We start from the raw sequence: 20,247 nt of genomic DNA, 5'->3' as shown, positions 1-20,247 counted from the left end.
GTGGCAGAACTGGTCTGGACAGGGTCCTACACCGCGGACAGCAACGGGAACGGGAAAGGCATCGGAGCGCTCTCGCTCGGCGCGGACGGCCACGTGGCGTCCCTGGGGCTGGCGACTGCCGCCGATTCGCCGTCGTTCCTTGCAATCCATCCCGAACTGCCGGTGGTCTACGCCGTGGAAGAACACGCGCAGACGGTCCGGGCCTATCGGCCGAGCGGCGCTTCCGGACTTGACCCGCTGGGCGGGACCTGGCCCGCCGGCCCGGCCGCCTGCCATGTGGCGGTGGATCCGCAGGGCCGCTTCCTGGTGGTTGCCTGCTGGGGCGACGGCCAGGTGGTCCTTTACGAACTTGACCACGACGGCGGCATCACCTCGCGCCACAGTGCCGCACCCGCCGTCGACCCTTACGGCGCCGGGCCTGGCGGCGAAGCGCGGCCCAGCCGTGCGCACGCCAGCCTCATGCTGCCGGACGGCCGCATCATGACGACGGACTTGGGCCATGACCTGCTGCGCGTGTGGCGCTACGTGCCGGGCGAGGGCCTGGTGGCGGACCATCAGGTGGTGCTCCCCAAGGGTTCGGGGCCGCGGCACCTGACCCGGCATTCCAGCGGGACCGTCTTTGTGGTGACCGAGTACTCGATCGAGGTGGCGACGGTCAGGCCCTCGCCGGACGGCACGTTTGAGCTCGCGGCCATTGGTCCCGCAACTGCGGAGGGAGCGTTCGACGGCGACTCCGCGGCTGAGATCGGGCTGTCACCGGACGGTCGGCACGCCTATGTTGGCGTCCGGGGGTCGAACCGCATCTGCGTCCTGCGTGTCACGGAGGACGGCACGCGCCTGGAGCCACTGGCGGATGTGCCGAGCGGCGGCAACTGGCCGCGCCACCACCTGGTGCGCGCGGGCTGGCTGCACGTTGCCCACGAACGGTCCAACGACGTGGTGACCTTCCGGCTGCACCCGGAAACGGGGCTGCCGGAAGGCCCGATCAGCCGTGTGGAAACCGGATCGCCGACGGCGCTGCTCGCCGCCGGCCATCTCGACGGGTCCTAGGCGGACCAGACCTCTACGGCGTCCGTTCCACAGAGCAATCTGCGGCCGGTGGGCTCAAGGAGCACCCACAGCAATTCGTGGTCCGTGGAGACCACGTCAACGCGCCCGGCTCCGACACCCCAGCCCGCTTCATAGATCCATACGGCATCGCCGGAGCTGAGCTCCGTCCATTTGGATGAGGGGATGTGCCGGTAGCCGGCCGGCCGCTTCAAAAGGATGCTGGTCATGCAGACGCGCCGCCGGCAGGGCGCCGGCGCCAGATGGTCGGCATGCCGTTGTGGGCGGGAAGCACATGGCCTTCGGGGAACACCTGCACGGCGTCCGGATCAGAGTCCGGGCTCCACAATCCCGATGCCGGGCAGTGGGAACCGGTGGGCATGGCGCGCGTGGCGCGCTCGCGAAGGAGGGCGATGCTCTTCATCGTTGAAATTCATCCTTGAGTCGTGTGAACCAGATCTCCTCAACCCTATGCAAGTCAGGAACGCCGCGTTATGGACAGGTGCATAACATTCCGCAGACTCATCATGCAGAGGCACAATGAGATTTTCCACAACGGGCAGTCGGCAGTAGTGCAAGCGTTTCCAGTTTGGCATCGCGTGATTCAGGAATTCGCCAGCAATTCCCTTCATTTCTGTGGATTAAGCCAACGCAAGCGTTTACAGTTGTGACTTGCCACACAGCAAAGTCGCTTAGCGGAAGGTTCATCACTTGTTATCTCGCAGCCCCCGAACCGTTTACCCCCAAACCGTCCCATCCAGAGCCGCCGTCCCCCGAAAGGACCCGAGTGGAAGTCCGCGCAGGGCATTCCGCCGCACGGCCGCCGTCGTGCTCGCCTCCGCGGTGGTGACGGCGTCGGGCGTCCTGCCCGCGGGCGCCGCGGACATCGGCCTCAAGAAGCCCGCCGCCGATCCAGCAGCCCAGCATTCGGTCCGCGGCGGCGTCAGCAATCAGAACTTCTACTTCGTCATGGCCGACCGTTTCGGCAACGGCAGCACAGCCAACGACGACGGCGGGCTGGGTTCCGATCCGATGGTGTCCGGCTACGATCCCACCCGCAAGGGCTTCTACAACGGCGGCGACCTGAAGGGCCTGCAGGACCGGCTGGAGTACATCCAGGGCCTGGGCACCAACGCCCTGTGGCTCACCCCGAGCTTCAAGAACAAGGCCGTCCAGGGCGGCGGGCAGCTGGACAACAGCTCGGCCGGCTACCACGGCTACTGGGTCACCGACTTCACCCAGATCGACCCCCACCTGGGCACCAACGCCGAGCTGAAGACCCTCATCGACGCCGCCCACGCCCGCGGCATGAAGGTCTACTTCGACATCATCGCCAATCACACGGCCGACGTCGTCCAGTACCAGGAGACGTCCTCGGCGCCCTACATTTCCAAGGCCACGGAGCCGTACCGCGCCGCGACGGGCGAGGCCTTCGACGACCACGACTACGCCGGGACGCAGGACTTCCCCGCACTGGATGCCGCCACGTCCTTCCCCTACACGCCCGCGGTTCCCACGGCCGAGCAGGACGTCAAAGTCCCCGCCTGGCTCAACGACCCCACGCTCTACCACAACCGCGGCAACACCAACTTTGCCGGGGAGGACTCCACGTACGGGGACTTCTTCGGCCTCGATGACCTGTTCACCGAGAACCCGCGCGTGGTTGACGGCATGGTGGACATCTACGAGATGTGGATCCGCGACTTCGGGATCGACGGCTTCCGGATCGACACCATGAAGCACGTGAACGACGAGTTCTGGCAGCAGTTCGGGCCCCGCGTGCTCAGCTACGCCAAGGAACAGGGCAAGGACGAGTTCTTCATGTTCGGCGAGGTCTTCGACACCTCCAAGAGCGTCACCTCGAAGTACACCACCAAGAACCGCATGCAGGCCGTGCTGGACTTCGGCTTCCAGGGTGCCGCCCGCAGCTTCGCGTCCCAGGGCAGCAAGGCCACCGGCCTGGCCGACTTCTTCGCCGGCGACGACTGGTACACGGACGCCGATTCCAACGTCTACCAGCTGCCCACCTTCCTGGGGAACCACGACATGGGTCGGATCGGCACGTTCATCGCCCAGGACAATGCGGGCGCCCCCGACGCCGAACTGGTGCAGCGCGATGAACTCGCCCACGAGCTGATGTACCTCTCCCGCGGCAACCCCGTGGTCTACTACGGCGACGAGCAGGGCTTCACGGGCGCCGGCGGCGACCAGGACTCCCGGCAGTCGATGTTCGCCAGCCAGGTCCAGGAGTACCTCGACGACGACCTGCTGGGCACTGCTTCCACGCACGCCACGGACAACTTCGACGCCCAGCACCCGCTGTACCGCAAGATCAGCGAACTCGCGGCCCTCACCGCCGAGCACCCCGCGCTCCGCGACGGCGCCCAGCAGAACCGCTACGCGGCGGACGGCGCCGGGATCTATGCCTTCTCGCGCATCGATGCCAAGGACCAGCGCGAATACCTCGTGGCCTTGAACAACAGCGAGACCGCGCAGACCGCCGCCATCCCCACCTATGAAGCGAAGCGGCCGTTCGGGCTCGTCTACGGCGATGCCGCGGCCGAGGCGAAGAGCGACGCGCAGGCCAAGCTCACCGTCACCGTGCCGCCGCTGTCCGCCGTGGTGTACCAGGCCAGCGGGCGGCTTGCGAAGTCCACGGCGGCCCCCGCCGTCGTACTCAAGAAGCCGGTCACGGCGGCCGGTGACGCCACCCGCCTGAAGGTAACCGCCGACGTCGACGGCAGCTCGTTCCATGAAGTCACCTTCGAGGCGCGCACGCCGGGCGGCGAGTGGCAGGCGATCGGCACGGACGACAACGCGCCGTACCAGGTGTTCCACGACGTTTCGTCGATCGAAGCCGGCGCCGCGGTGGAGTACCGTGCGGTGGTGCTGGACAACGCCGGCCACACCTCGGCCAGCGAACCGCGCAGCGGTGTGGTGGGCGAGCCGACGCAGCCCGAGACCGTCACCGTGGCGGGCAGCCTCAACACCGAGCTGGGCTGCTCGGAGGACTGGCAGCCGTCCTGCGGGCAGGCGTCCATGAGCTACGAACCGACCCACCGTCTGTGGCAGCTGAACGTCCCGAACCTGCCTGCGGGGCACTACGAATTCAAGGCTGCGCTGAACGGCAGCTGGGACGAGAACTACGGTGCGGGCGGCGAGCCGAACGGCCCCAACGTGGTCCTGGACCACTCAGGCGGCCCCGTCACGTTCCTCTACGACCACGCCAGCAACGTGATCAGTGCCGTCACTGCGGGACAGCAGCCTGCTGCCGTGTCCGTGCCGGGCAGCCTCAACTCCGAGCTCGGCTGCGCGGGTGACTGGATGCCGGACTGTTCGCAGGCCCGGCTGGCGCTGGATCCTTCGGACGGGATCTGGAAGCTGACCGTGGCGAATCTGCCGACGGGATCGTATGAGTTCAAGGCCGCGATCAATGGCTCCTGGGCCGAGAACTACGGCCTGGGCGGCGCCGCGAACGGCAGCAACATTGCGCTGAACCACGACGGCGGCCCGGTCACCTTCCGGTACAACCACGCCAGCCACCTGATCACGGCTGGTTGACCCAAAAGTAGGTAGCGGCAGGTGTCGTTTTGGGCCCCCAAAACGACACCTGCTGCTACTCAGTTGGGATTCAGAGGTTAGCCCTTCGCGGCCTTGGCGGCGGCCTTCGCCGCCTGCTTGCTGGCGCGCACCTTGCCCAGGGATTCCGGATCCACAATGTCCGCGACGGACAGGAAGGCGCCTGCCTGGCCGTAGTGTCCGGCGGCCTCACGCCAGCCTTCTGCCTGGAGGCCGCACTGCTTCCCCAGGAGCGCGAGGAAGATCTTCGCCTTTTGCTCGCCGAATCCCGGCAGGGCCTTGAGCCTGCGCAGCACTTCCTGGCCGTCGGGGTTGCCCTGCGTCCAGATGGCGGTAGCTTCCCCGTTCCACTCGCTGTGCACGGTTTCGGCCAGGTCCTGGACACGTCCGGCCATGGATCCGGGGAAACGGTGCACGGCAGGGCGCTCCTTGAACATGTCAACGAAGCCTTGGGGGTCGTAGCCGGCGATCACCGCCGGATCCAAGGATCCGATGCGCGTCCGGATCTTTTCAGGACCGGCAAACGCCGATTCCATGGTTACCTGCTGGTCGAGCAGCATGCCGGTCAGCAGTGCAAAAGCGTCATCGCTGAGCAGTTTGTCGGCAACGGGGTCCCCCGTGATGTGCAGTTCCATGCGCCCTATCCTGCCACTCTGGCCCGCCCACGCAACGCGGCAACGGCCCACACCACCACGAACAGGGCAATGAGGATCAGCCCGGCGTCGCCGAGGTCGATCCCGCCCAGCCAGCTGGTGAGCGGGTCTTCCAGTGAGAAGGCCGCGTTGAGGAAGCCGCCCAAGGTGATGACGGAGATGAACAGGGCCGAGACGGCCGAGATCCCGGTGATGACCGCGTTGAAGCCCAGCTTCCGCTGCGGGTTGTGGATGGCCGATTTGTACATCTTCATCATGGCGACGCCGTTCGCCGAATCGCACAATGTCATGGCCGCGGTGAACGCCAGCGGGAGCGCCAGCAGGGCGAGCGGCGAGACGCCGGCCAGGGACGCCGCCGTCGTCATGACCAGCAGGCCGATGGTGGTGGCGGTATCGAAGCCCAGCCCGAACAGGAAGCCGATCACGTAGATGTTCCGAGGCCGCTCCACCTTGGCCAGCGGCTTGGCCAGCAGGCGGGCGATGAAGCCCTTGGCCTCGAGGTCCTCCTCGCGCACCTCGCCGCCGCCCTGCACGTTCCGGTAGGCCTGGGCGGCGCGGAGGAAGGCCGAGCCGTTGAAGATGCCCATGGCCAGCAGGAAGAGCCCGGAGACGCCGCTGCCGATCAGGCCCAGCACTAGGTTTCCCGTGGTGCCGTCCTCCATGAACTGTCCCACCAGGGTGGCGCCGGCCACCACCAGGACGCCGGCCAGGATCACCACGGAGCTGTGCCCCAGGCTGAACGCGAAGCCCACGCTGACGGGGTCCTTGCGCTGCGCCACGAACTTCCGGGTGGAGTTGTCGATCGCGGCGATGTGGTCCCAGTCGTAGCTGTGCTTGATGCCGGCCAGGTAGGCGGTCAGGACCAGTCCCAGCGCCAGGGGCTGCCCCGCCCCTGCGATGCCGATGAGGAGAAGCACGACGGCGGCGAGGTGGAGGGCGGCGACGGCGCCGAAGGTGAACAGCAGGCGGGTCTTGATGGACAGCTGCTCACGCTGGCGGTACATGGTGGCGAACTCGGTGAGTGTTGTCATTAGTACTTCCTTAGGTTCAGCGGCGCCTGGCCGTACCAGCGTTCGCGCAGGAGGGCCGTGCAGGCCCCGAGCACATGGTTGAGTTCCTCGGTGCTGTTCGAAAGGGACCGCAGGATGAGTCCCGTGGTCCCGGAGACGGTGGCGGTCAGGGACACGCCTGTGTACGCGTCGCGGCCCGCGGTGAGGGCGTTCAGTTCATCGGCGAGCGCCTGGTCCACGCGGGCGTCCACCACGATCAGCGAGCCCAGGTGGCTGAAGCCCTCCATGAAGCCCATCCCGGTGACGTCCCCCAGCGGGGCGCCGACCCGGGGCCGGATGAGGAGGTTGTCCAGCGCCAGCAGCTCCGTGCCGTGGGTGCCGTCGCCGGCCGGGCCCGCCACGTGGATCTCGGTGCGGAGCCGCAGTTCCTCGTACTTGAACGAGGAACCGTCCGGCGACCAGCCGGGCGTGATGACCTCGGCCATGAGCAGGCTCGACGCCGGGTGCACGGTAATGTGCGTGTTCTGCCGGTAGCTTGCCTCGCGGTAGGCGATGAGCTGGTCCGGGGCCAGCTCCAGCTGCGCCCCCTCCCCCAGTACCAGGGACATCCGCTGCTCAGCGTAGGAGCCCGGCGTCCGGTAGATCTTGGTGGCCGACTGCGTGGTCAACAACAAGCGGGCCCCGGGCTCCACCTCGACGTCCACGGTGTACAGGTCCGCGCCCAGGTAGGCCCCGCCGGGGTTCACCATGACGTAGCAGACCTGGCCCGAGTCATCGAGGTAGTGCGGCCTCAAAACTCTTAAGGCACCCTGATGGAACTGATGCACGGCAACGCAGCGGTCCCCACGCACGGCGACCCTCAAGGCGAGCTCGCCCATCGCCTCCTTGACCGCCGGACCCCTCCCGTCCGCCGTCGTGCCGGTACTCACTGCGTCAGGTCGAGCATCAGGACGTCGTGCCGCACCCATTCGATGACCTTGTCCAGCCCTTCGTCCGTCTTCAGGTTGGTGAAGCAGAAGGGCTTCGCGCCGCGGAATTCCTTTGAGTCCCGTTCCATGATGGACAGGTCGGCGCCGACGTGGGGTGCAAGGTCGGTCTTGTTGATGATGAAGAGGTCGGACTTGATCATGCCCTGGCCGGCCTTGCGCGGGATCTTCTCGCCCTGGGCGACGTCGATGATGTAGATCGAGAAGTCCACCAGCTCGGGGCTGAAGGTTGCGGAGAGGTTGTCGCCGCCGGATTCGACGAAGATCACCTGCAGGTCCGGGTGGCGCTTCTTGAGTTCCTCGATGGCGGCGGTGTTCATCGAGGTGTCCTCGCGGATGGCCGTGTGGGGGCAGCCGCCGGTTTCGACGCCGATGATCCGGTCCTCGGGCAGGATGCCGTTGGCAGCCAGGATCTTGGCGTCCTCGATGGTGTAGATGTCGTTGGTGATGGCGGCCATGGAGATCTCCAGGCTCATGTGGCGCGTGAGCCGTTCCACGAGCTGGGTCTTGCCGGCGCCGACCGGGCCGCCGACGCCGATTTTGATGGGTTCAGACATGTGTCCTCCTGAATGTTTAACTCATGAACATACGGGCACGTTGTCTCTCGTGCCGCATCTGCGAAATCTCAAGTCCGGGGCTCACGGCCCCGAAGTCGTCCCAGCCCAGGTGACGGACCTGCCCGACGGCGGCAGCAACGGCGTCGTGCGCTGCCCGCAGCACGCGCTGCCCGGCGTTCTGGCCGAGCGGGATGGCGCGCACGGCGTTCTGCGTCAGGGACGTCACCGTGGCGAACAGGTACGCGGCCAGCGCTTCCTCGAAGGGAACCCCCAGGGAGTGCGCGACGACGGCGAACGCCAGCGGCTGGTGGCCGGCGGCGCGGCCTTCACCCACCAGGGTCCGGTACGCGTCCAGCTCGGCGGAGGGGAAAACCTCGGTGCCGATCTCGATCAGCCGCCCGCCCATCTTGGTGCTGGCCTCGCGCAGCTGCCGGGGCAGCAGCTGCGCGCTCAGGTAAGCGTCAAGTTCGGCGAGCTCGGCGCCGTCGTAGAGGAAGCGCATGGCCAGGGCGTCCGAGTAGGTCAGCTGCTGGGCCACGAAGGCGTGCAGCCAGGTGCCGAACGTGGCTTCGTCGTGCACCAGGCCGCGGTGGATGTACGTCTCGAAGCCCAGCGAATGCGCAAAGGCACCGGTAGGCAGCGCGGAGTCGGTCAGCTGCTGGAGCGCCAGCCGGTAGCCATGCCCTCCTTCGGCCGGGGCGGGGCTAGTGCGTGTGTTCGGCATGGCGGAACGGCACCGGCATCACGCGCTCTTGGCGGTTGTACAGGACGCCCACGTGCTTGAGATAGTCCTCCACTGTGTGGTCGTACTGGCACACCATCACCTCGGCCGCGTACTCGGAGGCGGCGTCGAAGAACTGGGCCTGCAGGTGGCGGTTGCCCAGGGAGTGCGCCACCACGCCCATCTCGTGGATGGTCCGCGGGGCGATGACCAGCACGTCGGTAGGCAGCACCGAAACCACGATCAGGTTGGCCTCCTCCACGGCGAGGATGTCGCCGTCGCGCAGGTCACCGGAACCGGACGGGAGCCGGATGCCCAGCTCCTTGCCGTGGTCCGTGGTGACGCGCTGGATGCGCTTGACCAGCAGGGCGCTGGGCAGCACGACCTTTTCCCGGTGGTGGCCGGCGTAGGCTTCGGCCTCGGTGGCGGGCAGCTCGTGCAGGTTGCCCAGGATCTTTTCAACAATCACGTGGTGGTCCTCTCGGAGAACTTAGAAGAGGAAGTAGCGCTGCGCCATCGGCAGCACATCGGAGGGTTCGCAGCTGGCTTCCACGCCGTCCACGGTGACGGTGTACGTCTCGGGATCCACCTGGATGTCCGGCGTGGCACCGTTGTGCTTCAGATCGGACTTGGTGAGGTTTCGGATGCCGGACACCGGGCGGATGACCCGCTCCAGGCCCAGTTCCGCGGGCACACCGGCCTCGATGGCCGCCTGGGACAGGAAGGTGATGGAGGACTGCTGCAACGCCTTGCCGAGCGTGGCGAACATGGGGCGCATGGTGCGCGGCTGCGGCGTGGGGATGGAGCCGTTGGAATCGCCCATCAGCGCGTACGCGATCTGGCCGCCCTTGAGCACCAGATCCGGCTTCACGCCGAAGAACGCCGGGTTCCAGAGCACCAGGTCAGCGAACTTGCCGGGCTCGATGGAGCCGATGGACTCCGCCATGCCCTGCGCGATGGCCGGGTTGATGGTGTACTTGGCCACGTACCGCTTGAGCCGGAAGTTGTCGCTTTCCGCACCCAGGCCGTTGGCGGCCCCGTGCTGGGCTCCCGAGGGGTCCTTCAGCACGCCGCGCTGCTGCTTCATGGCGTTGGCCACCTGCCAGGTGCGGGTCACCACTTCGCCCACGCGGCCCATGGCCTGCGAGTCCGAGGAGGTGATGGCGAAGATGCCCAGGTCCTGCAGGACGTCCTCGGCGGCGATGGTCTCGGCACGGATGCGCGAATCGGCGAAGGCCACGTCCTCCGGGATGTCAGGGTTCAGGTGGTGGCAGACCATGAGCATGTCCAGGTGCTCTTCAATGGTGTTGCGCGTGTAGGGCAGCGTGGGGTTGGTGGACGCCGGGAGCACGTTGGGCAGGCCGGCCATCTTGATGATGTCCGGGGCGTGCCCGCCGCCGGCGCCTTCCGTGTGGAAGGTGTGGATGACGCGCCCGTCGATCGCCTTGATGGTGTCTTCCACGAAGCCGCACTCGTTGAGCGTGTCGGTGTGGATGGCCACCTGGACGTCGTATTCGTCGGCGACGCGCAGGGACATGTCGATGGACGAGGTGGTGGAGCCCCAGTCCTCATGGACCTTCAGGCCGATGGCACCGGCACGGATCTGCTCGGCCAAGGGCTCGACGGCGGAGGCGTGGCCCTTGCCGAAGACGCCGATGTTGATGGGCAGGCCCTCGGCGGACTGCAGGATCCGGGAAATGTGCCAGGCGCCGGGGGTGATGGTGGTGGCCTTGGTGCCGTCCGCGGGGCCGGTGCCGCCGCCCACCATGGTGGTGACGCCGTTGCACAGCGCCGTGGGGACCTGGTCCGGGGAGATGTAGTGGATGTGCGTGTCGATGCCGCCGGCGGTGAGGATCTTGCCTTCGCCGGCGATCATCTCGGTGCTGGCGCCGATCACGATGTCCACGCCGTCGGCGATCTGCGGGTTGCCGGCCTTGCCGATCTTGAAGATGTGGCCGTCCTTGAGTGCGACGTCGGCCTTGTAGATGCCGGTGTAGTCCAGCACGATCACGTTGGAGATGACCGTATCCGGGACGTCCAGGACCTCGTCCGAGCCGGGACGCAACCCGTCGCGGGTCACCTGGCCGTTCTGGCCCATGCCGTCGCGGACCACCTTGCCGCCGCCGAACATGACTTCCTCGCCGTAGACGGTGTAGTCCTTCTCGATCTCGAGGAACAGCTCGGTGTCCGCCAGGCGGATGGCGTCGCCCGTCGTCGGGCCGTACAGCTCGGCGTACTGCCGGCGGGAAACCTCGAAGCTCACTGGGCGGTCCCTTCGCTCTTGCGGGAGGCGGCCGCGCCGGCGGGCGCGGTGGCGCGGGCGCCGGCGGTGTCCAGCGGTCCGTTGACGGCGTCGCGGAGGCCGTGGACCTCGCGGGTGCCGGCCAGCTCCACCAGGTGGACGGTCTTGGTGTCGCCGGGCTCGAAGCGGGCGGCGGTGCCCGCTGGGATGTCCAGGCGGCGGCCGTACGCCAGTTCGCGGTCGAATTCGAGGCCGGGGTTCGCCTCGGCGAAGTGGTAGTGCGAGCCGACCTGGACGGGGCGGTCGCCGCGGTTGACGACCTCGACGGCGATTGCCTCGCGGCCGCTGTTGCACGTGATCGGCTCCGAGTGGAGCCTGTATTCACCGGGAATCATGGGGGATGCGCTCCTAGCGGATGGGGTCGTGGACGGTGACGAGCTTGGTGCCATCGGGGAACGTGGCCTCGATCTGCACATCGTGGATCATCTCGGGCACGCCCTCCATGACGTCCTCGCGCCGGAGCAGAGTGGTGCCGTAGCTCATGAGGTCAGCCACCGTGCGGCCGTCGCGGGCCCCTTCGATCAGTTCGTAGCTGATGATCGCCACGGCCTCGGGAAAGTTCAGCTTGAGCCCCCGGGCCTGCCGGCGCCGCGCGAGGTCGGCGGCAACCACGATCATGAGCTTTTCCTGCTCACGGGGCAAAAGATGCATCAGTTCTCCTTCGGAAAGTTGGGTGCCGCGAAGCCGGACGTCAGATCACTCGAGGCTGGAAACAGCCGAGGACGTCGGGGGCAGCTACTACGGTTATAGCTCCAAACGTCTGACACTTCCAGCCAGGCCCGGCGCCGCCTCTCCCCAACGCATTGTGACCAGCGTAAGGGCCGGGCGTTTCCGTCAGGTTTCCGCGCTTCCCAATGACTCGCAGTTGTTGCCGTCATGCGCCTCATGACGACACCGGCTGTGACCCAGATGCGAGGAGGAGGGCCGCCGCTGTGACTAGTTCACAGCTGCGGCCCTCCTCCTCGTTTCAATCGTGCTCAGCTCACCCGAGCTGTCCGTGAAGCTGTTCCAGCTCGGCCTTGGTGACCGGCAGGACAGTCCCGTGGCGCGGAGCCCGGGGCAATTCGTAGTTGCTGGAGAGCTTCCAGTCCGGGTTTTCGAGGCTGGTGCTTTCCAGCGGAATGTAGCCGCGGCCGCCGAACTCGTCAACGAACAGGTAGTACTTTTGTTCGGTGTTCGACTTGAAGACCGTAGGCCCTTCCACCCCGCTTGTGCCGGCATTCTTGCCGATGCAGTTGCCCATCAGGGCCCAGTTGCGCGGGTCCGTGGCGGGCAGGTCGACGGCCAGCAGCTCGTCCGACTTTTCCTGCATGATGTCCAGGCATCCCGAGACACGTCCTTCGTCCTTCGTGAACCGGTAGAACGTATCGCCCTCCTTGATGACGGTGGAGTCGATGACTGAATTCCTGGGATCGTTCCACACCTTGGGCTCGGTGAAGGTCCTGAAGTCCCGGGTGGTGGAGTACATCATCTTGTTGTACGTGCCGCCGGAGTGGCTGGGGTCGTTGTCGGCGTAGATCTTGGAGGCCCAGTAGACAACGTAGGCGCCGATCGTCTCGTCGTAGTGTGCTTCTGGCGCCCAGGTGTTTCCTGCGGTGTCCGGCGAAACCTTCACGTGCCGCTGCGCGGACCAGGTCACCAAGTCGGTGGATTCCCAGACCTCGATGTACTGGCTTCCCTGGCGCTGAGAGGCGTCCCAGCTGGTTCCGCTGCCGATGGAGAGGTCCGTGGCGATCATGTAGAACTTGTCGCCTTCCGGGGAGCGGATGACGAACGGATCACGCAGCCCCTTGGTGCCTAGGCCGGATTTGAGGACGGGCTTTCCGCCGTTCAGTTCGTCCCATTTGAGCGCGTCATTGCCGCGGCTTGCGGCCATGAAGATGTTCTCGCCCGCAAGGTCGTTGCCGGTGAAGTACGCGAAGGCGTACCCTTCCTTGGCCTCGTCCTTGGGCAGGGGCAGAACGGTGGTACGGAACTTTTTCTTGTCCTTGGCCTTGCCGAGGGTGACAGTCGCCTGGAGGTTGAGCTCTGCTGCCCGGTTGCCATAGCCCGGCCGTGTGACCTCGCCGGTGGCGGTGATCACCGAAACGTCGCTGGACTTCCACTCCACCGTGGTTCCGTGAAGTCCCGTGGTGGGAAGGGTGATGTTCCCGCGGATGGCCTCGGCGTCCCACACGTTCAGGGCGGCGGTGGCTTCGCTGACCTTCTGCGCGTCGCTGATGTCCTCCGGCACGGTGACGGAGAACGTCCTGGAGGCCGATGCCCCGCCCCAGCTTGCCGTGGCGCTCAGGGTGACGGTGGCGGTTCCCTCTCCGTGGGCCGGGCGGGTTACGGCGCCCTGGGCGGACACGATGGCTGCATCGGAGGACGACCAGGTGTAGGCCGAGCCGTTGGGGCCGGTGAGGGGCAGCTTGAGGTCGGAAACCACTGCGGACGTATCCCCCAGGGAGAGGTTCTGCAGGTCCAAGGCAACGCGCTGTTCGGGGGAAACGTAGCCCAGCTCGCGGACTTCGTCTGCCGAGAGGGCCCGATTGTAGATGCGAAAGTCCCGGACCTGGCCTTTGAGGTATTTGTCAGCACTGTAGACGGAGCGGCCAAGGTAGTTGGCCGTCGTCGTGCCTCCGCCGATGCTGCCCGGGGTGATGGTGACGCCAGTCTTGCGGGCAACCTCGGTACCGTCCTCGTAGAGGACGGCCGTTCCGCCGCTGAGGGTGTAGGTGATAGTTTTCCAGGCCCCGCGGCCCAGGTCCCGCCCGGCGTTGGTGCTCTGCTCCGTTGCCCAGTTCCCGGAGGCGATGGCGGTCCGGTGCGAGTTGCCGGTGGTGAAGAGGTAGCCGTTCCCGATGCCGTTGCTGGTGTTCCCCATGCCCCAGATGAAGTAGGGGGCGCCCTGGTCGGGCGAGATCTTCACGTCCGTGGAGACCGTGATGGAGTCAAGGCCGCGCATGACGTCGTTCGGGAGGCGGACATGGCCGTTCGTTCCGCCAAGCTGGAGTCCTTCGGTGCCCAGCGTGGTGGCGTCTCCGCTGATCACTCCGTTCCGGCCGTTGCCCGAGCTGTCTTCCGCCACGGTCCCGGCGGTTTCCGTGAGGTTGTATTTGAGGACCAAGCCGTCGTCGACGGCGGCCTGGGCCGGAGATCCGGCGGCCAGTCCGCCGAGCATCACCGCCGCCGCGGTGATGAGTGCCGGACCCCTTCGGGCCCGGAAGGGTGCAAGGAACATGGGAATCGCTTTCTCTGGTGGGGACGGGGGACTTGTTCGAGAGGAGGCGTGGCTCAGGAGGTCAGGCGGACGATGAGCGCCTGCGCCCCGTTGAGCAGAAGCTCCCGCAGCGCCTGGTCAGTGATGGCGCGTGTGGCGGCGTCGACGTACTGCTCGAGGTTGTGCACGGCCTTGGCCGTGGTCTTCCCGGCGAGTGCCTTCTGTGCCAATTTCAAGCGGGCGGCAAGCTGATCGTTGGCTTCGGCCGTGATCCTGCCGGCGGCCAGAGCTGAGGACGCCATGTCCTGGAGATCGTCGATCTCTCCCGCCGGGTCGGCGAACGCCGCGCGCTGGGCCGCATTGAAGATGCGGTCAGCGTCCGCCGTCGAGAGCGTGCCTTCGGTGACCCAGGCACCCGTCACTTCGTTGACGCGCCTCAGAAGCTCCGCTTTGTTGGCAAAGGGCGCAGCCTGCCAGACGTCGTCGAGGAGAGTGGATTTGTTGGCCCGCGTCGGGTTGGCGACTCCGGACTCCACGCCGCCGAACACCACGGAGGGCTCGGCGCGCCGGAAATACGTGTGGAAGGGGTCGGCAGTGCCCTCGAAGAACGGGGCCAGCTCCACACCGGCAAGGGTGAAATGCAGCGGTTTGCCCGCGATCGGCTGGACGGCCGCGGCAAGATCGCCGTTGAGCGCGGATGCCCCGTAGAGGCTGAACGGCAGGAATGTGGTGCGGGCGTCCCTGGCAACGAGGTTCACCGGCCCATACATCAGGGTCTGGACCGTGGGATCGTCCAGGGCCCGTTCGCTCCGCAGCGCGAACGGCATCTCCACGTCCACGGTGTCCCCGTTGTTCCACGCCCGGTCAATGACGATGTAGCTGCCGGGCGCCGCCGGCGAATCGACCAACGCCCCGTTGACGCGGACGCTGAGGCCGGCCGTGGCCCAGGCAGGGACACGCAGCCGGAGTTCGAACTGCCCGGATCCGGCAATCTGGAGCGTTGTCCGCTGCTCGAAGGGAAAGGTGGTCTTCTGGGTGACCGTGATGTCCTTCCCGGCCCAGCGGAGCGTCGAAGGAACGTAGAGGTTGATGTAGAGCGCGCTGCCGTCGTCATCGGTGAAGTAGACGGAGTCCTGGTATTTCGTCGCCGACTCCAGGCCGGTGCCTTCGCAGCATGTGGTGCCCTGCTTCGGCGTGAAATCGCGGACGGCACCGGGCTGCAGGGCTACGAAGTACGTGACCAGCGGCATCTCGGCATTGTCCTGGTCCTGCTTGGAGCCGAGGACCTGGTTGAAGAGTGTGCGCTCGTAGTAGTCCATGTAGGCCGGATTCTGATCCCTGAAGAACAGTTCCCGGGAGAGCTTCAGCAGGTTGTAGGCGCAGCAGCTTTCGGCGTCGGACTCGTGCAGGGTTCCGGCGATCCGGTCCCGTTCCTTCCAGAACTCGCCCTGGCTGGTTCCGCCGATGCTGAACATCCGAGTGGGGACCACCATGCCCCAGAAGTTACGGGCCGCGGCAAGGTACCGGTCCTCGCCGGTCTTGTTGTACAAAAGCACCAGCCCGGTGAAAATCGGGATGTGCTGGTTGGCATGCAGGCCAGTGAGGATGTCCCTGTTTTGGGCACAGGCATCGATGAGGGAGTCCAGGTCGAAGTATGTGGCCAGTTCCAGGTGCTCCGGTTTGCCGGAGTGGCCGTGGGTCTCCAGGATGGCCTCCACGATGCCGCCGAACTCGCCGCTTGAGAAGATCCCCCACATCCGCTGGCGTACGGCGGGGGTGAGTCTGCTCAGCCGTGAATGCATCCAGTCGCAGAGCCCGCCCGCCAGGTCAAGGGCCTGCGGCTCCCCTGTTGCCGTATAGGCGTCGAGGAGGCCCTTCAGGATCTTGTGTGCTGTGTAGTAGGGGGCCCAGACCCGGAAGTAGTCCGGCGTGGTCCGGCTCTCCAGTTCAATGAACTGGGTCTCGGGGTACGCAGCGAGGAACCCGGGGTGGCTTGGCAGGCCCCAGGTGCGCCGGAGGGTGGCATGGCGGCCCTTGCCCGAGGCATCGGCAAGCAACGAGCCGCTGGTTTCGCTGCAGGCGAGGGCGACGACGTCACCGTGGCCTGCCGAAGTAGCTGAGGCGCGGGCGGCGGCCAACTCGCCGATCTGCCCGGCGGTCAGGGCGGACGACCAAATGTTCACGTCGTCGTAGGCCCCGGCAAACGTGGGATCACTGTACTGCGAGCGGCCAAGCCACACGTTCGCCAGGCTTCCCAGCAGCGCCGGAGTCAGGGTCATCGCGGTGTTCTTACCGGCCTGTTGGCCGTTGACGTAGAGGGTCCCTGCCTGGCCATCCAGGGTGACGGCCACGTGGCTCCATTCGTTGAGCGGCAACGGGGCATTGCCCACGATCTTCTGTTCGCCCCCGGCCCAGTTCTGCGTGATGGCGAACCGCGGAAGCCCTTGCCCGTCGCGCTGGGCCAGGAACGCGTAGCTTTTGGTGTTGTTGCCGAAGTCGAAGATCCGCGCCCAGTTCGCTGCCGCCGTGGGGCGCACCCAAGCGGCGAACGTCATCTTTTGAAGCCCGTTGACGGAGCCGGCTGGCAACTGGCCGTAGACATTGGAACCGCGGGCCACATCGACGGCGGTCCCGGAGAACCGGCCCGCAAGCGCCTGGATCTCCGGCTCCTGGGAAAGGGCCTGGCGGCATTCGTGCAGGGAACCCACCAAACTGCGCAGTTTTGTTCCGAACACCTCCTCCCCGGTGCTCGCGTAGGCCTGCGCCAGCATGGACAGGTGGTGGCCCGTGAAATGTCCCCGCAGGTTGCCATTCGCCTCACCGTCCAGGCCTTCCCAGCCGCCGGCCGGCAATGGGACCACCCCGGTCACCGGCCGGAGTCCGGCGTTGGCCCGGAAGACGTTGGCATAGCGCCGCTCGTCGTAGCCCCGCGCGAAGTTCAGGATCAGCTCACGCTTCCGGGCGAACACGCCGGGGCCCAGGCTGACGTCGGACAGCTTGAAGGGGCGGACGGCCCGCGCCGCCGCGAGGGCACCGCTGGTCATGGGGGTTTCAGCCGCGGATGCCGCTACGGCGGCAAGCGAGGGCAGCCAAGGCAGGACGGCTGTGGCCGCTCCGAGCCTGAGAAGGTTGCGCCTGGACACGTGATTCGTCATTGGATCTCCGATGGTTTGTCGCGAATGTTCTGGGGCCGGCCTCCCCCGGCCAAGGGGAAGGCCCGGCTGCGGGGAAGGCCCGGCTGCGCAATCCAGCCGGGCCTTCCCGGTCAAAGCCGTGGCTTCGGCGTGCCGCCTACTTGCGGGAGCCCGCCAGCCGGATGAACGTCACCGATTTGGGCTCGAACCCATAGGTGAACTGGGCTCCTGCACCGTTGAACGTGCTCGACGCCGGGGCCAGGTTCTGCCCGTCGGCGGTCTGGAGGAGTGTGGTGACCGCGGCCGTGGTGCCGATGCCGGCTGCGCCCTCCACCTTGATGTCGACCAGCGTGCGTTCGGCCGAGGTGTTGACCACCTTCACGATGGTGTCGCCCGACTCCGCATCCTTGGTGACCACGGAGTAGATCGGATCGGCGGGCGTATCGTCCACCGTGCCCCACAGGACGTTGTCCAGGTAGAGCTTGGCTGTGCGTCCGGTGACCTCGATCCGGATGTCATATTCATGTCCGGCCTGGATCACGGTGTTCTTTTCCAGGATGTTCGTCTTTCCACCGTTGACGGCCATCTCCACCACGGACTTGGAGTTGTTCCAGCCGCCAAGGTTCCACCAGAAGTAGTTTCCGGTGTCCTTCACTCCGAAGGAGACCAGGAAGCCTTCGGATCCGGCCAGCTTGGTTGCCTTGGTGCTGAGCGTGTAGTTGCTCCAGTCGGCGTTTCCGGCGGTCACCATGGTGTTCTGGGCCGTGGTGCTGGACTGGACGTAGCCGCCGTTCTGGATTGACCAGGACCCGGTGCCGTTGCCGGTCCACGCCGCAGCCGTTCCCGAGAAGTCGTCGCTGAACAGGGTTGCGCCGTCCTGGCCGGTGACCTTGACATTGTCATAGCGGGCGGACGTGGCCCACGTGGACAGGCCGATCTTGCCTGTGATCGGTGTGACGGTCGAGGCCGGATTGTTCTGCATGCTCGGGACCACCTGCGTGCCGACGTTGTTCATGAACAGCTTCTGGACCTCGAAGTTCGGCGTGGTCCGGATGGAGGTGCCGTTGAAGAACATCATGTCCGGGCTCCACTGCGTGTTGGCCTCGTTCGCGATCAGCGGGGCGTAGGACGCCATCTTCACCACGTCAGCGTTCCGCTCAAGGCCTGTCATGTAGGAGGCTTCGGCAAGCGCGTTGTCGGGTTTGTTCCCGCGAGAGGCATACTCGCCGAGGAACACCTTGTAGCTGTTGCGGTCGTAGGAGTCATAGCGGTGGTTGTTCTTCAGGAACCAGGACGGATCGTTGTAGTAGTGCTCGTCCACCAGGTCCACGCCGGTTTGGGCGTTGAAGTTGGCGAGGTCATCGAATTCAGGTCCCTGGCTGAACGGCCCGGTGTTTCCGATGATCTTGATCTCGGGATGGGCCGCCCGGACGGCGTTGTAGAACTGCGTGAAGTAGGCCTTGAACTCCGGCTTGTACTCCTCGTTGCCGAGGGAGATGCGGTCCAGCTTGTACGGTGCCGGGTGGCCGTAGGCGATGCGCTTGGCACCCCACACGGTGCTGGCATCGCCGTTCGCGAACTCGATCAGGTCCAGGGTGTCCTGGATGTAACGGTCAAGGGCTGCCTGGTCCGGGGCCTGCTTGTTGTCGCCGCACCCGGTCACGCCCACCGGAACGACGGGGACGGGGACGGCCCCCAGGTCCTCGGCCCACTGGAAGTACTCCATGTAGCCAAGGCCGTACGTCTGGTTGTAGCCCCAGAAGTTGCGGTTCACCGGGCGCTGTTCGACGGGCCCGATGGTCTCTTTCCACTGGTACGTGCGGGCCCGCGTGTAGTTGGGGGCCGAATAGCTGTCGTAACTTCCCGTGTTGACGATGCAGCCGCCGGGGAAGCGCAGGAATCCGGGGTTCAGCTCGTTGATCATCTCGGCGAGGTCCTTGCGGAGGCCGTTTTCCCTGCCGTTCCAGGTGTCCTTCGGGAAGAGGGAAATCATGTCAAGACGTACGGTGCCCGCGCCCTGCACAACGGTGGCGAGCCGGCCGGCGCCGGTGGAGGTTTTGGGTGAGAGGGTCACCGTGTACTTGGCCCAGGCGTCGCCCTTGATCTTGATGGTGGCGAGGTCCAGCCGTGTGCCCTCCGGGGTCTCCAGGGTCACCGCAAGGCTTGACCCGTCCGGGTTGGAGGTGCGGGCCCACACCGAGTAGTCGTACTTCTTGTGGGCCTCGAGCTTCTGCCCGGCGTTCCAGCCGGTGTTCCGCACGCCGATCCCTGCGCCGTTGCCGGCGCCGGCGGTGGTGGCATCGATCTGCAGGTAGTTCCGGTTGTTCTCGTTCAGCCGGCTGGTGTCATCGACGACGGCGACTGTTCCGTCGCTGCCCCGCCGCAGGGTCTCCCAGGCGGTCATGGGAGTGTATGTGCGGTGGTCCGCGGAGTTGAATTCAAAGGACCTGTTCTGGACCAGTTCCGCGTAGATGCCGCCGTCGGCTCCCTGGTTGATGTCCTCGTAAAAGGCTCCGTACATGGTCGAATCGATCGATGGCCCGGACCCTGCGGCGTTGATGCTGATGGTCCGGTTCTCGGTGGGCTCGGCATTGGCACCCAGGGCCGGAGTCAAGGACAGCAGCGCGGCCGCCAGTGACCCGGCAAGCACCATGGTGCACGCCCGTTTGGCGGGACTTGATGGTTTTGATGGCATGGACAGGAAAGACCTTTCTCCATTGAACGGTTCACCGGTGACCCGGCGATGCACGTGCAGGGCGGCAGCTGGCTGCCGCAGGGCACGTGCCGACGCCGGCCCGGCCCGGACGTCCGGCGCGCGGCTGAACACCGGCTTGAACGCATGTTGTGAACGCTAACAATCTAGCGAACGGAAACGAGTATTCGGCATCTTGCCGGTCTTGTAAAGAGGCCCGCCGAAGATCAACAGCGCCGTCATGGTCGAAGTGAAATTGTGACAAGTGCCACTTGACGGCCCAGTTGTTAGCGTTCACAATTGCTCGCAGAGCTCATCAGCTCACTTGCAGCAATGGCGGTGTTTGAAGTCTCCCGCCTGCATG

General features: G+C 66.1%; 16 protein-coding genes. 2 read left to right on the top strand and 14 right to left on the bottom strand.

What is annotated here, in order from left to right:
* The gene (locus tag NVV90_RS01075) at nucleotides 1-1,050 is read left to right on the top strand and encodes a lactonase family protein (RefSeq protein ID WP_396125332.1); all 1,050 of its coding nucleotides are present in this window, start codon (nucleotides 1-3) and stop codon (nucleotides 1,048-1,050) included.
* Here the strand turns inward: NVV90_RS01075 and NVV90_RS01070 are convergent.
* Nucleotides 1,047-1,277: a hypothetical protein gene (locus NVV90_RS01070; RefSeq protein WP_258439353.1), complete on the bottom strand. Its 231-nt coding sequence runs from the start codon at nucleotides 1,275-1,277 to the stop codon at nucleotides 1,047-1,049. The two genes, NVV90_RS01075 and NVV90_RS01070, sit on opposite strands and share 4 nt — an antisense overlap.
* Nucleotides 1,274-1,471, bottom strand: a complete 198-nt coding sequence (locus NVV90_RS01065) for a hypothetical protein (protein WP_258439351.1) — start codon at nucleotides 1,469-1,471, stop codon at nucleotides 1,274-1,276. Before NVV90_RS01065 ends, NVV90_RS01070 begins: the two co-directional genes overlap by 4 nt.
* Nucleotides 1,472-1,875: 404 nt before the next feature.
* Here NVV90_RS01065 and NVV90_RS01060 point away from each other — a divergent pair, with 404 nt between their 5' ends.
* Nucleotides 1,876-4,608 carry an alpha-amylase family glycosyl hydrolase gene (locus NVV90_RS01060; protein WP_258439350.1) on the top strand — a complete coding sequence of 911 codons (2,733 nt, stop codon included), beginning with the start codon at nucleotides 1,876-1,878 and terminating at the stop codon, nucleotides 4,606-4,608.
* Nucleotides 4,609-4,685: 77 nt separating this feature from the next.
* On the opposite strand, the gene NVV90_RS01055 is transcribed toward NVV90_RS01060, so the two are convergent.
* From NVV90_RS01055 to NVV90_RS01000, 12 genes are all read right to left on the bottom strand, one after another.
* On the bottom strand, nucleotides 4,686-5,261 hold the full coding sequence (locus tag NVV90_RS01055; RefSeq protein WP_258439349.1) for an HhH-GPD-type base excision DNA repair protein: 576 nt from the start codon (nucleotides 5,259-5,261) through the stop codon (nucleotides 4,686-4,688).
* 5 nt (nucleotides 5,262-5,266) lie between these two features.
* Nucleotides 5,267-6,310, bottom strand: coding sequence for a HoxN/HupN/NixA family nickel/cobalt transporter (locus NVV90_RS01050; protein ID WP_258439348.1), 1,044 nt, complete (start codon nucleotides 6,308-6,310; stop codon nucleotides 5,267-5,269).
* A complete protein-coding gene (locus NVV90_RS01045; protein WP_258441026.1) occupies nucleotides 6,310-7,167 on the bottom strand; it encodes an urease accessory protein UreD in 858 nt (285 codons plus the stop codon). The genes NVV90_RS01050 and NVV90_RS01045 overlap by 1 nt, the downstream gene beginning before the upstream one ends.
* Nucleotides 7,168-7,214: 47 nt before the next feature.
* Entirely contained in the window at nucleotides 7,215-7,832 is a 618-nt protein-coding gene (gene ureG, locus NVV90_RS01040; RefSeq protein WP_258439347.1) for an urease accessory protein UreG, read from the bottom strand.
* 16 nt (nucleotides 7,833-7,848) lie between these two features.
* The gene (locus NVV90_RS01035; protein WP_258439346.1) at nucleotides 7,849-8,556 is read right to left on the bottom strand and encodes an urease accessory protein UreF; all 708 of its coding nucleotides are present in this window, start codon (nucleotides 8,554-8,556) and stop codon (nucleotides 7,849-7,851) included.
* Complete coding sequence (gene ureE, locus NVV90_RS01030) at nucleotides 8,537-9,022, bottom strand: urease accessory protein UreE (RefSeq protein ID WP_258439345.1); 486 nt, start codon at nucleotides 9,020-9,022, stop codon at nucleotides 8,537-8,539. The genes NVV90_RS01035 and ureE overlap by 20 nt, the downstream gene beginning before the upstream one ends.
* Before the next feature lie 21 nt (nucleotides 9,023-9,043).
* Nucleotides 9,044-10,816 carry an urease subunit alpha gene (gene ureC / locus NVV90_RS01025; protein ID WP_258439344.1) on the bottom strand — a complete coding sequence of 591 codons (1,773 nt, stop codon included), beginning with the start codon at nucleotides 10,814-10,816 and terminating at the stop codon, nucleotides 9,044-9,046.
* On the bottom strand, nucleotides 10,813-11,190 hold the full coding sequence (locus NVV90_RS01020) for an urease subunit beta (protein WP_258439343.1): 378 nt from the start codon (nucleotides 11,188-11,190) through the stop codon (nucleotides 10,813-10,815). Before NVV90_RS01020 ends, ureC begins: the two co-directional genes overlap by 4 nt.
* Before the next feature lie 13 nt (nucleotides 11,191-11,203).
* The gene (locus tag NVV90_RS01015) at nucleotides 11,204-11,506 is read right to left on the bottom strand and encodes an urease subunit gamma (RefSeq protein WP_207617649.1); all 303 of its coding nucleotides are present in this window, start codon (nucleotides 11,504-11,506) and stop codon (nucleotides 11,204-11,206) included.
* Nucleotides 11,507-11,837: 331 nt separating this feature from the next.
* Entirely contained in the window at nucleotides 11,838-14,078 is a 2,241-nt protein-coding gene (locus NVV90_RS01010) for an immunoglobulin-like domain-containing protein (RefSeq protein WP_258439342.1), read from the bottom strand.
* Nucleotides 14,079-14,131: 53 nt separating this feature from the next.
* Complete coding sequence (locus NVV90_RS01005; protein ID WP_258439341.1) at nucleotides 14,132-17,212, bottom strand: beta-L-arabinofuranosidase domain-containing protein; 3,081 nt, start codon at nucleotides 17,210-17,212, stop codon at nucleotides 14,132-14,134.
* Between the two features lie 136 nt (nucleotides 17,213-17,348).
* Nucleotides 17,349-19,886, bottom strand: a complete 2,538-nt coding sequence (locus NVV90_RS01000; RefSeq protein WP_258439340.1) for an alpha-L-arabinofuranosidase C-terminal domain-containing protein — start codon at nucleotides 19,884-19,886, stop codon at nucleotides 17,349-17,351.
* Between the last annotated feature and the right edge of the window lie 361 nt (nucleotides 19,887-20,247).

It is taken from the genome of Arthrobacter sp. CJ23 (genome assembly GCF_024741795.1).
Taxonomy (GTDB): domain Bacteria; phylum Actinomycetota; class Actinomycetes; order Actinomycetales; family Micrococcaceae; genus Arthrobacter.
Note: the sequence above shows the minus strand (reverse complement) of the source record. Positions and strands in the feature narration are given on the sequence as shown.

Excerpts from the sequence above, each read along its gene's own strand:
- NVV90_RS01035 (WP_258439346.1), bottom strand. The coding sequence starts at position 8,556 with ATGCCGAACACACGCACTAGCCCCGCCCCGGCCGAAGGAGGGCATGGC.
- NVV90_RS01015 (WP_207617649.1), bottom strand. The coding sequence starts at position 11,506 with ATGCATCTTTTGCCCCGTGAGCAGGAAAAGCTCATGATCGTGGTTGCC.
- NVV90_RS01065 (WP_258439351.1), bottom strand. The coding sequence starts at position 1,471 with ATGAAGAGCATCGCCCTCCTTCGCGAGCGCGCCACGCGCGCCATGCCC.
- ureG (WP_258439347.1), bottom strand. The coding sequence starts at position 7,832 with ATGTCTGAACCCATCAAAATCGGCGTCGGCGGCCCGGTCGGCGCCGGC.
- NVV90_RS01055 (WP_258439349.1), bottom strand. The coding sequence starts at position 5,261 with ATGGAACTGCACATCACGGGGGACCCCGTTGCCGACAAACTGCTCAGC.
- NVV90_RS01010 (WP_258439342.1), bottom strand. The coding sequence starts at position 14,078 with ATGTTCCTTGCACCCTTCCGGGCCCGAAGGGGTCCGGCACTCATCACC.
- NVV90_RS01045 (WP_258441026.1), bottom strand. The coding sequence starts at position 7,167 with ATGGGCGAGCTCGCCTTGAGGGTCGCCGTGCGTGGGGACCGCTGCGTT.
- NVV90_RS01020 (WP_258439343.1), bottom strand. The coding sequence starts at position 11,190 with ATGATTCCCGGTGAATACAGGCTCCACTCGGAGCCGATCACGTGCAAC.
- NVV90_RS01005 (WP_258439341.1), bottom strand. The coding sequence starts at position 17,212 with ATGACGAATCACGTGTCCAGGCGCAACCTTCTCAGGCTCGGAGCGGCC.
- NVV90_RS01050 (WP_258439348.1), bottom strand. The coding sequence starts at position 6,310 with ATGACAACACTCACCGAGTTCGCCACCATGTACCGCCAGCGTGAGCAG.
- NVV90_RS01070 (WP_258439353.1), bottom strand. The coding sequence starts at position 1,277 with ATGACCAGCATCCTTTTGAAGCGGCCGGCCGGCTACCGGCACATCCCC.
- NVV90_RS01000 (WP_258439340.1), bottom strand. The coding sequence starts at position 19,886 with ATGCCATCAAAACCATCAAGTCCCGCCAAACGGGCGTGCACCATGGTG.